The organism is Polaribacter sp. (assembly GCF_965660385.1).
GTDB lineage: Bacteria > Bacteroidota > Bacteroidia > Flavobacteriales > Flavobacteriaceae > Polaribacter.
Genome location: NZ_CBFHZT010000063.1, coordinates 1 through 12,166, shown reverse-complemented (window position 1 = coordinate 12,166; position 12,166 = coordinate 1). Strand labels below are relative to the sequence as shown.

Below are 12,166 nucleotides of genomic sequence, written 5' to 3'. Positions count from 1 at the left end.
GAAAGTATGCACTTTATTTTATGGTGTTTTTATATGCAATGATGGTTTATTGTTTAATTGCTATGAATGTAATTATGCTTCCTGAATCTGCATCAATAGAAGGTGAACATGATGACAGATTGTTCAATATAACCTTTTGGTTAATTGGGATTGTGCAGTTTTTAATGCAGTTCTTAATTTTCTACTTTACATTTAAGTACAGAGGAAATAAAGACAGAAAGGCAAAGTTTTACGCAGACAGTCATCAATTAGAATTAATATGGACAGTAACTCCAGCAGTTGTTTTAGTTGGTTTAATTGGATATGGTTTATGGCAATGGAATAATGTGATGGATATCTCTGATGAAGACGCAATTGTTATTGAAGTATATTCTCAACAATTTAGATGGGATGCACGTTATGCTGGAGAAGATAATACCTTAGGGCTTGGAAATGTAAATTATATTGAAGGAATCAATACTATGGGTGTTGATATGAAAGATGCAAACGCACAAGACGATATTCAAGTAACAGAATTGTATTTACCTAAAGGTAAAAAGATTCATTTTAAATTTCGTTCTCAAGACGTTTTACATTCAGCATACATGCCTCATTTTAGAGCGCAAATGAATTGTGTTCCTGGTATGGTTACTGAGTTTGGATTTACTCCAAAATATACAACAGAAGAGATGAGACAACGACCTGAGGTTATTGAAAAAACTAAAGGAATCAATAAAATTAGAGCGGCTAAAGGTGAAGATTTGTATGAATTTGATTACTTATTGCTATGTAATAAAATATGTGGTGCATCTCATTATAGTATGCAAATGAAAATTACAGTAGTTGAGCAAGAAGAATATGATAAGTGGATTGCAGAACAACCTACTTTAGCAGCTGTTATAAAATAATTAAAAAACTAAAAAATACAAATTAAATAAGGTTATGTCAGAACATCATCATAAAGAAACGTTTGTAACAAAATACATTTTTAGTCAAGATCATAAAATGATTTCTAAGCAATTCTTGGTGACAGGAATTTTTATGGGGGTTATTGCATTATTAATGTCTATGTTATTTAGATTGCAATTAGCTTGGCCAGAAAAATCATTCTCTATTATAGAAGCATTTTTAGGACCACATCAATCAGATGGTATTATGAGTCCAGATATTTATTTAGCTTTGGTTACAATTCACGGTACTATCATGGTATTCTTTGTTTTAACAGCTGGATTAAGTGGAACTTTTTCAAACTTGTTAATTCCTTTACAAATCGGAGCAAGAGATATGGCGTCTGGTTTTTTAAATATGGTTTCTTATTGGTTATTCTTTTTGTCGAGTATAATCATGGTGATTTCACTATTTATTGAAGCTGGCCCTGCATCTGCAGGTTGGACCATTTATCCACCTTTAAGTGCATTGCCACAAGCTATTCCAGGTTCTGGAACGGGTATGACTTTATGGTTGGTTTCAATGTCAATTTTTATTGCATCATCTTTAATTGGTGCTTTAAACTATATTGTTACGGTTTTAAATTTAAGAACAAAAGGAATGAAAATGACAAGACTGCCTTTAACAATTTGGGCATTCTTTATCACAGCAATTATTGGTGTGGTTTCATTTCCAGTATTATTATCAGCTGCATTATTATTAGTTTTTGATAGAAGTTTCGGTACCTCATTTTATTTATCAGATATTTTTATATCAGGAGAAGTATTGCACTATCAAGGAGGTTCACCTGTTTTATTTGAACACTTGTTTTGGTTCCTTGGGCACCCAGAGGTATATATTGTATTGTTACCAGCACTAGGTATTACATCAGAAATTATATCAACAAATTCACGAAAGCCAATTTTTGGATATAGAGCAATGGTGATGTCTATTATGGCAATAGCATTTTTGTCTACCATAGTTTGGGGGCACCATATGTTTATTTCAGGTATGAATCCATTTTTAGGTTCTGTATTTACCTTTACAACATTATTAATAGCCATTCCTTCTGCTGTAAAAGCATTTAATTATGTTACTACGCTATGGAAAGGTAATTTACAGTTAAATCCTGCAATGTTATTTTCAATAGGATTGGTATCAACCTTTGTAACAGGTGGTTTAACAGGATTGGTATTAGGTGATTCAGCTTTAGATATCGCAATACATGATACGTACTTTGTGGTTGCACACTTTCACTTGGTAATGGGAGTTTCTGCAATTTTTGGTATGTATGCTGGGATTTATCATTGGTTCCCTAAAATGTATGGAAGAATGATGAATAAAAAATTAGGCTATTGGCATTTCTGGATTACCATTGTATGTGCTTATGGAGTATTCTGGCCTATGCATTTTATTGGATTAGCAGGTTTACCAAGAAGATATTATTCAAATACAGCTTTTCCAATGTTTGATGACTTGGCGGATATTAATGTGGTAATTACAATTTTCGCATTGGTAGGTGGCTTAGCTCAAATTTTATTTTTAGCAAATTTCTTTATATCTATTTATAGAGGTCAAAAAGCTTCACAAAATCCTTGGAAATCTAACACGTTAGAATGGACGACACCTGTAGAGCATGTTCATGGAAACTGGCCAGGTAAAATTCCTGAAGTTCACAGATGGGCTTATGATTACAGTAAGCGAGTTGATCCAAATGATGATGATAGTGATTATTTACATGGACAAGATTTTGTTTTACAAACAACACCACTTTTAGATGGTGAAGAACCATCATAAAATTATATCTTATATTATAAAAGCCTTTCCATTTTTGGAAAGGCTTTTTTGTTTGTAACAAAACTTACAAAAAGGTATTTTAATTAATATTATCTTTGTTTTATGAACGAAAACTTGAACCCTGAAAACTCCAATTTATCAAATGAAGATTTAGATGTAGAAAAAAAACTACGTCCGCTTTCTTTTAGTGACTTTACAGGACAAGATCAAGCACTAGAAAATCTAAAAGTTTTTGTGGAGGCCGCTAATCAAAGAGGTGAAGCTTTAGATCATACGTTGTTTCATGGACCTCCAGGATTAGGAAAAACTACCTTGGCTCATATTTTAGCCAACGAACTTCAAGTGGGGATAAAGGTTACCTCTGGTCCAGTATTAGACAAACCTGGTGATTTAGCAGGTTTATTAACTAATTTAGATGATAGAGATGTTTTATTTATTGATGAGATTCACAGGTTAAGCCCAATAGTAGAAGAATATTTGTATTCTGCAATGGAAGATTATAAGATTGATATCATGATTGAGTCTGGGCCCAATGCAAGAACTGTTCAAATTAACCTGGAACCATTTACATTAATAGGAGCCACAACTCGTTCAGGTTTGTTAACGGCACCAATGAGAGCACGTTTTGGAATAAGTAGCAGATTACATTATTATTCAACTGAATTACTAACTACTATTATTCAACGTAGTTCATCTATTTTGGGAGTGCCAATATCAATGGAAGCAGCTATAGAAATTGCAGGTAGAAGCAGAGGAACTCCAAGAATTGCAAATGCCTTATTACGCAGAGTACGCGACTTTGCCCAGATAAAAGGAGATGGAACTATTACCATACAAATTGCCAAGTATGCTTTAAAAGCACTAAATGTAGATGCACATGGTCTAGATGAAATGGATAATAAAATCTTAGAAACTATTATTGATAAGTTTAAAGGTGGTCCTGTAGGGATAAGTACGATTGCTACTGCAGTGTCCGAAAATACGGAAACTATAGAAGAGGTTTATGAACCTTTTTTAATTCAACAAGGTTTTATAATGCGCACTCCTAGAGGCAGAGAAGTTACTGAGTTAGCCTATAAACACCTTGGCAGAACAAAGGGTAGAAGTCAAGGTGAGTTGTTTTAAAAAATAGCAATAAGCTTAAAGCAAAATGCCTAAAGCATATAGCCATAAAATGAACATAAAAAAAGTAATACCAATCTTAGAATGGTTACCAAACTACAATACATCGCTTTTTAAAGGCGATTTAGTAGCAGGTATTACTGTGGGTATTATTTTAATTCCGCAAGGTATTGCTTATGCTCTAATTGCTGGTTTACCTCCTATTTACGGTTTGTACTGTGCTTTGGTTCCTCAGGTAATGTACGCCATATTTGGTTCCTCAAGACAAGTAGCAATAGGTCCAGTAGCTATGGATTCTTTAATTGTAGCAACTGGTGTTTCTACCTTAGCGCTTGCAGGTTCCGAAAGTTATATTAGTATCGCTATTTTGTTAGCATTAATGGTAGGTGCTATACAGTTTATTTTAGGTGTTTTTAGTTTAGGTTTTATTGTAAACTTTTTATCAAAACCAGTAATTACAGGGTTTACATCAGCTGTTGCATTGATTATAGGGTTAAATCAATTTAGAAATCTATTAGGGGTGGATTTTATACAAAGCGATCAAATTCAATACGTTGTTGAAGATATTTGGCTACAAATAAACAATTTTAATCAACATACAACAATTATAGGTTTAATATCAGTGATCATAATTATCACTTTTAGAAAAATCAATAAAAAGATTCCAAACGCACTTATCGTAGTAGTAATTGGAATTTTAATAATGAAATATTTTGGAAATTCTTTCAATGATGTATCCATTGTAAAAGATATTCCTTCAGGATTGCCTCTTTTTGGAATACCAGATTTTGATGTTGATCAAATTAAGGAATTATTTCCAATAGCCTTAACTTTGGTAATGGTAGGTTATTTAGAAACCATTTCCATAGGTAAATCTTTAGAGGCCAAACAAGATGAATACAGAATAAGACCAAATCAAGAATTAATTGCATTAGGGCTAAGCAATATGGTAGGCTCTTTATTTAAAGCTTACCCATCAACCTCTAGTTTTTCGCGTTCTGCAATCAATCAAGAAAGTGGTGCAAAAACAGGTATGGCAGCTTTAATTTCTGTTGTTATGGTGGTAGTAACCTTACTTTTTTTAACTCCATTATTTTATCACTTACCAAAAACAGTATTAGCAGCAATTATTATTGTAGCCGTTTTTAATTTGATAAATGTCAAAGAAGGAAAATTTTTGTGGAGAGCAAATAAGTTAGATTTTTGGTTGATGATTTCTACTTTTTTAGCAACCCTATTGTTAGGCATAGAATTCGGGATAATAGTCGGTGTTGGTTTATCACTCATCGTTTTAATATTTAGAACATCAAGACCTTATATTGCAGAATTGGGTAAAGTGCCAGATTCAAATTTTTATAGAAATAAAAATCGGTTTGAAGAAGTAATTTTAGAAGATGATATTTTGGTTTTTAGGTTTGATGCTCAATTATTTTATGCAAATGCAAATTATTTTAGAGATAACTTAGACGAAATGGCATCTAAAAAAGGCAAGGCATTAAAATTGATTGTTTTAGATGCAGAAAGCATTAACAGAGTGGATAGCACAGGTTTAGAAATGCTTAAAGAACGAATCAAGTTTTACAAAAAGAGAGATGTTATTTTTTACTTTGCTGGGGTAAAAGGGCCAGTAAGAGATGATTTGTTTAGAAGTGGGGTTTTACAAATTATAGATATCAACCATTTTTTTATGAGGGTTAATCAAGCTGTTAAATACTATAAAACTGGCGACAGAAAACACCAAGAAAAGTATGCAAAATACATACATCAAGCATATAAATAAGAAACACAAAATGACATATGTCATTTTAAATAAAGAGATTAAAACATATTTTTAAAGTTATTTAAATTTTTATCATGGTTATAGAACAAATATATACAGGTTGCTTAGCACAAGGAGCTTACTACATAGAAAGTAATGGCGAAGTTGCCATTATAGACCCTTTAAGAGAGGTGCAAGATTATATAGACAGAGCAGAAAATAACAACGCAAAAATCAAATATATTTTTGAAACACATTTTCATGCAGATTTTGTAAGTGGTCATGTAACTTTAGCCGAAAAAACAGGCGCAAAAATTGTATTTGGACCCTCTGCAAAAACAAATTTTGAAGCTATTATTGCCCAAGACAATCAGGTTTTTCAGTTAGGCGAAATTAGCATTACAGTATTACACACTCCTGGACATACCATGGAAAGCACTTGTTTTCTTTTAAAAGATAAAAACGGAAAAGAGCACGCATTATTTAGTGGAGATACCTTGTTTTTAGGTGATGTTGGTCGTCCAGATTTAGCTCAAAAAGGTGATATAACAGAAAGAGATTTAGCGGGTTTTTTGTTTGATAGTTTAAGAACAAAAGTAATGACGCTTCCAGATGATGTTATTGTTTATCCTGCACATGGAGCAGGTTCTGCCTGTGGCAAAAATTTAAGCAAAGAAACTGTGGGCACTATTGGCAATCAAAAAGAAACCAATTATGCGTTAAGAGCAGATATGACAAAAGAGCAATTTATTAATGAAGTTACAGACGGTTTGTTGCCTCCACCTGCATATTTTCCTTTAAACGTTAAGCTAAATAAAGAAGGTTATAAAGATATAGACGATGTTATTAAAACATCAGCAAAACCTTTATCTGTAAAAGAATTTGAGTTGGTAGCAAATACTACAGATGCTGTTGTTTTAGATGTTCGTCATCAAACAGATTTTGTAAAAGGTTTTATTCCGCAGTCTATTTTTATTGGGGTTGATGGTGGCTTTGCACCTTGGGTTGGAGCTTTAATTAAAGATATTAAACAACCTATTTTATTGGTTTCTCCAGAAGGTAGAGAAGAAGAAGTAATTACACGTTTGTCTAGAGTTGGGTTCGATAATGTATTAGGATATTTAGAAGGAAGTTTTTCTTCTTGGCAAAATGCAGGTAAAGAAATTGATGCATTAGTTTCTGTTTCAGCAGCTACTTTAGAAACTAAAATTAAAGAAAATGCACACGTTTTTGATGTTAGAAAACCAGGTGAATATACTAGCGAACATATAAAAGTTGCAGAAAGTACACCATTAGATTATTTGAATAATCATATCTCAGAATTTCCTAAAAAAGAAGAATTTTATGTGCATTGTGCAGGAGGTTATAGATCTGTAATTGCAGCATCCATCTTAAAATCAAGAGGGTTTCATAATGTAATTGATGTTGCAGGTGGCTATGCAGCAATCAGAAACACTAATATTGAAAGAACAGAAGCTGTTTGCCCATCAACTTTAAAATAATCATCATGAGGTTTATTTTTTTAATATGTTTTACGGCCTTAAGTTTTATGAATTGTGCTTCTCAAGAAGAAGTAAAATCGATAACGACAATTGAGTTGAAATCGCTTTTAGAAAAAAAAGAAATTCAATTGTTAGATGTAAGAAGTCCGCAAGAAATTAAACAAGGTTTTATAAAAACAGCCAAGTTTGCCAATTATTTTGATGATGATTTTTTAGAACAAGCCTCAAAAAAAATAGACAAAAGTAAAGTTGTGTATCTTTATTGTAGAAGTGGAAATAGAAGCGGAAAATCAGCAAAAATATTACAAGAAAATGGGTACAACGTCTACAATGTTTTAGGCGGATATAACCAATGGAAAAAAGAAAACTAGAAATTATGAAGACAGAAATTCAAATTGAAAATTTAAAGTGTGGTGGTTGCGCAGCAACAATTAAAAAAGGAATATTAGGTATAGAAGGTGTAAATGAAATAGAGATTGATATCGATAAATCTATCGTTTCAATTGTTAGCGAAAATGAAAACTTAGAGGAAATTAAATTGAAGTTATCAAAATTAGGCTATCCAGAAGTAGGAGATAAAAATACGGTGGTGCATAAAGCAAAATCTTTTGTAAGCTGTGCTGTGGGTAGGCTAGACGCTTAATCTAGAAATCCAAGTGTTATAGAGGATAAAAAGCTGTTCACGCAGGTTTTCATCCTCTTTTTTTGTAATTTTGACAGATGAAAAAAATCCTAGTAATTGTTATTTTTTTTGTGTGTAGCATCGTTAATGCACAGCAGAAAATTCCTTTTATTGATTATAATGAAATTCAACCACAAATAGAGCAGGCAGTTGAACAAAAAGCATATGCAGAAGCATTGTCATTAGCCAATAAAATCAATAAAAATGATTCCATTTATTTTTCGGTTTTAAGCTCAAAATCATATTACTTACTACAACTAAAAAAGTTTGACGAAGCAATACAAGTTGCTGATGAAGGTATTCAAGAAGACCATACACAGTCAAAAGTATTTTTTTACATAAATAAAGCAGTAGCTTTAACCAATTTAAAAAAATACAACGAAGCTTTAAAAACGTATAATGAAGCCATTCAAATATATCCTAAAAACTATATATTATGGTTTAACAAGGGTGAAGTATTAGAACAACAAAATAAGTTGAATAAAGCTTTAGTTGCTTATAAAGAAGCTATTTTATTGAATCCGTTATTTGGAAAACCACATTTAAAAATAGGAAACATTTTTTACAACCAAGAAAAGCTTACCCAAGCTTTAATGGCATTTAACATGTATTTATTGTTAAATTCAAATGAATTAGGATCTTTTGAAGCAATAAAAGATGTGAATAACAAAGCAGCTTTATTAACTCCATTTAAAAAAAATGAAGCCATAAATTTAGTTGAAGACAAAAACACATTTAAAGAAATTGATTCTATTTTAATAAGCAAAGAATCTATCAAATTAAGTTATAAAACCAATAATGAGATTGAGTTGGCTTTGGTGAATCAGAATCATATCATGATGCAAAATCTCCGAAATTTCTCTGGTGATGAAACTTTTTGGACTCAAAAATATGTATCCTTTTACAAATGGATTGTAGAAAATAATTATTTCGACCATTTTATATACACAATACTTTTTGCTACTCAAAATCAACAACATAAAAAAATAATTGAAAATAATACAGATAAAATAGCAGCTTTTTTTGAACCTTATCAAGAAAAATGGCAAAACATTATTTCTAAAAATATCGTTGATTTTAATGGAGAAAAACAAGAAGTTTATTACGAATATATTGGCGGTATTTTAAGTGCCATTGGTAAAAAAGTAGATCATAAGGTTGTTGGTGTTTGGAATTTTTATGATGAACATGGTAAACTAGCTACAAAGGGTAGTTTTGATGAGTATCAAAAGAAATCAGGAAAATGGATTTGGTACAATCATTTAGGTGATGTTAAAGAAATCGCTAATTATAAAGATGATGCATTAAATGGTAAAAATATTATGTATTATGATAATGGTAAAATTAACATCAGCCTTTCTTTTAAAAATAATAATATTGATGGTAAATACGAGTATTATACCAGTAATGGAGCATTATCACAACGTAAATATTATAAAGATGGGCTTTTAGATGGTGTTTTTAAATCTTATTTTAAAGTAGGTGAAGACTTGTTGGAGTTTAAAATTCCATATGAAAAAGACAGAATTGAAGGCGAAGCAATTGAGTATTATGCCAATGGAAGTATATATTCCAAATCCGATTATATCAATGGAGTTTTAAGTGGTAAAAAAACTATTTACTACCCAAATGCTAAAGTTTCATCTGTAACCGAATACTTTAATAGTGCTAGAAATGGAGTCTATAAATCCTATCATCCAAATGGGCAATTGTATGAAAATGGGCAAAGTGTAAAAGCTTTTTATGATGGTGGTTGGCAAATGTTTTATGCCAATGGTGTGTTGCAAAGTGAATTTGATTATAAAAAAGGAAAACTACACAACATCTATATTGCTAATGATACTGATGGGAAACCACATTACGATTATTTCTATGAAAATGGAGAAATTACAGCCTATACCTATTATAAAAAAGATGGTTCAGTTTTAGATAAAGGTGTAAAAAAAGACACACTTTTAAATTATAAGAGTTATTCTCCTCAAGGGATTTTGACATCAAAAGGAATCTATAATAATTTAGGACAAAAAACAGGTTTTTGGAAATTTTACGATGATCATGGTGTTTTAAAAAGTGAGTGTTATTTTATTGAAAATGATAAAGATGGGGATGAAGTAGCATTTCATAAAAATGGTGCTATTGAATCTATTACACCTTATAAATTGGGAGTTTTACATGGGTATTATGCAGCTTATTACAAAAACAAACAACTAAGTGCACAAGGTTGGTACAAAAATGGATATCAATTTGGCGAGTGGAGATATTACTATAAAGATGGTACTCTACAATCCATTAATTTTTTTAATAGAGGTCAATTGCATGGCAAACAGCAATATTTTGATGTTAAAGGACGGTTGAATAACACTACCCATTTGGAGTACGGAAATTTAATTTCTGAAGAAAATTTTGATGAAAAAGGAATACCAAAAGGCACCATAAAATATGCTTCCAATAAAAAAGTAAATACCATTACTTTACATCATACCAATGGAAAACCAAAAGCAATCATCACCTATACCAACGAAATAAAACACGGATCATTTACAGAGTATTATTTTAATCGTAATAAAAAAGTAGAAGGAACGTATAATAATGGAGATCAACATGGAAATTGGACTTGGTTTTTTGATTCTGGCGAGGTACAAACAAAAGCAACTTATGTTAACGGAAATTTAAACGGAAAAGAGGAAACTTTTTATAAAAACGGACAATTAGCTTCTGTATCAGTTTACAGGAATGGCAATAAAATAGACAAAAGTATAAGCTATTTTAACGATGGTGTTTTGCAAATATCTACCGAATTTTTTAATGGTAAACAACATGGTAGAAAAGAGTTTTACGAACCAACTGGTAAACTACAATTAGTGCGTTTTTACAATTATGGAAAATTAATAGGATATAGTTATAAAGATAAAAATAATGTTGAATTGCCTATGATTCCGCTAAAAAATGAAACTGGTAAAATCGATGCTTTTTATAGTAATGGAAAGCCATCGAAAACTATGGAGTATAAAAATGGTGATTTGGTAAATTCTTACACATCTTATTTTTATAACGGATTTAAACAAGATGAGTTTACTTATAAAGATGATGAAATTGTTGGTGTAAGAAAAGAATATTTTACTAACGGAAAAATAAAAAACGAACAATCATTTAAAAATGGCGAACGCAATGGAAAATATATTCGTTATTATAAAAATGGAAAGAAAAAAGAGGTAAGCAACTATATCAATAATGTGCTATATGGTACAAGTTTATTTTATGATGAAAACGAAAAATTGATACTTAAAAAGAACTATGTAAATGGTACTTTAATGAGGGTAGAAAACATTTAAGTCTTAAAAGAATTATAGTGATTGTGGTTTGATTTTTGATAATAAGAATTAAGTCAAAACACTTTTATGAAAAAAACAGTACTTTACTTTGCCTTGTTTGTGGTTTTTAGCAATTATTCTCAAGAAAAAATTGGGCGTCCATTTATTTCAGGGTCACTTAACCTTACACTAGGAATCAATGAAAATTATACCATTGGTAATAATAATGATGAAACGCTAATAGAACCATCAGCCTTATTTTTAAGAGCAGGTTTTGGCTACGAGTTTAAGAGAAGGTTAGCCATAAGTTTTAATGCTGGTTTTGATTATCATTGGCACTATGCTACAAGTGCTTTTCCTACATATGGAACATTAAAAGTAAATATAACAGAATTTGAGAACGATGCCTTGTTTGTAGAGACCAGTTTTGGTAAGATGTGGAGACCATCAAGCAATTATCCTGATGGGAATTATTACGGATTTGGAATAGGAGTACAAGCAGCAGGAGTACAAAGATGGAATACTATTATACGATTAGATTTTCATAGAAAGGGAATTATTGGTTTTGAGAATAATCGCTTAGATAGTATTTCTTTCGGAATAGGGTTTTGTTTTTTTTGATTTTTTTATTCAATAAAATTTTAATTTTGTCTATGATAAAAAGGGCTGCATAGGTTTTTATCAACTATTTTTGACCACATCACCATATTTAATTTATATAAAAATCAAAAAACCTCGCAATTTGCGAGGTTTTATATAGTAAAGAATAAATTATATATTATCCTAAAGTAACTCTTTTAAAGGTAGAAACTTCTACATCACCAAAAGTTTTTACATACTCAGCAACGTTTTTCTTTTCGTCTTTAATAAAAGCTTGGTCTAAAAGACATTGCTCCATATCTAAAGTAGTATTGTCTGCAATAAAACGATCCATTTTACCAGGTAAAATTCTATCCCAGATTTTTTCTGGTTTCCCTTCAGCAGCCAATTGAGCTTTCGCTTCTTCTTCAGCTTTAGCTAATACTTCTGGAGTTAATTGAGACATAGAGATGTATTGAGGTACATTTTTCAATGTTTTACCCAATCT

Annotated in this window: 9 protein-coding genes and 1 pseudogene; 9 read left to right on the top strand and 1 reads right to left on the bottom strand. The window is 31.1% G+C overall.

Annotated elements, in window-relative coordinates; genetic code table 11:
* The 9 genes from ACTG3V_RS13685 to ACTG3V_RS13645 form a co-directional block, all read left to right on the top strand.
* Positions 1–887 (top strand): cytochrome c oxidase subunit II (locus ACTG3V_RS13685; RefSeq protein WP_439132733.1); only part of this gene is annotated, 887 nt, incomplete at its 5' end.
* Positions 888–921: 34 nt separating this feature from the next.
* The gene (locus tag ACTG3V_RS13680; protein ID WP_439132732.1) at positions 922–2,703 is read left to right on the top strand and encodes a cytochrome c oxidase subunit I; all 1,782 of its coding nucleotides are present in this window, start codon (positions 922–924) and stop codon (positions 2,701–2,703) included.
* A 102-nt stretch (positions 2,704–2,805) separates the two neighbouring features.
* The gene (ruvB, locus tag ACTG3V_RS13675) at positions 2,806–3,828 is read left to right on the top strand and encodes a Holliday junction branch migration DNA helicase RuvB (protein ID WP_439132731.1); all 1,023 of its coding nucleotides are present in this window, start codon (positions 2,806–2,808) and stop codon (positions 3,826–3,828) included.
* A gap of 49 nt (positions 3,829–3,877) precedes the next feature.
* Entirely contained in the window at positions 3,878–5,605 is a 1,728-nt protein-coding gene (locus tag ACTG3V_RS13670) for a SulP family inorganic anion transporter (RefSeq protein ID WP_439132730.1), read from the top strand.
* Positions 5,606–5,679: 74 nt separating this feature from the next.
* Complete coding sequence (locus ACTG3V_RS13665) at positions 5,680–7,086, top strand: MBL fold metallo-hydrolase (protein WP_439132729.1); 1,407 nt, start codon at positions 5,680–5,682, stop codon at positions 7,084–7,086.
* A 5-nt stretch (positions 7,087–7,091) separates the two neighbouring features.
* Positions 7,092–7,457, top strand: coding sequence for a rhodanese-like domain-containing protein (locus ACTG3V_RS13660; RefSeq protein WP_439132728.1), 366 nt, complete (start codon positions 7,092–7,094; stop codon positions 7,455–7,457).
* Between the two features lie 5 nt (positions 7,458–7,462).
* A complete protein-coding gene (locus tag ACTG3V_RS13655; RefSeq protein ID WP_439132727.1) occupies positions 7,463–7,729 on the top strand; it encodes a heavy-metal-associated domain-containing protein in 267 nt (88 codons plus the stop codon).
* 77 nt (positions 7,730–7,806) lie between these two features.
* Positions 7,807–11,100, top strand: a complete 3,294-nt coding sequence (locus ACTG3V_RS13650; protein WP_439132726.1) for a tetratricopeptide repeat protein — start codon at positions 7,807–7,809, stop codon at positions 11,098–11,100.
* A gap of 66 nt (positions 11,101–11,166) precedes the next feature.
* Complete coding sequence (locus ACTG3V_RS13645) at positions 11,167–11,700, top strand: hypothetical protein (protein ID WP_439132725.1); 534 nt, start codon at positions 11,167–11,169, stop codon at positions 11,698–11,700.
* Between the two features lie 157 nt (positions 11,701–11,857).
* On the opposite strand, the pseudogene ACTG3V_RS13640 reads toward ACTG3V_RS13645, so the two are convergent.
* Positions 11,858–12,166, bottom strand: a pseudogene (locus ACTG3V_RS13640) (translation elongation factor Ts); the annotation flags it as partial.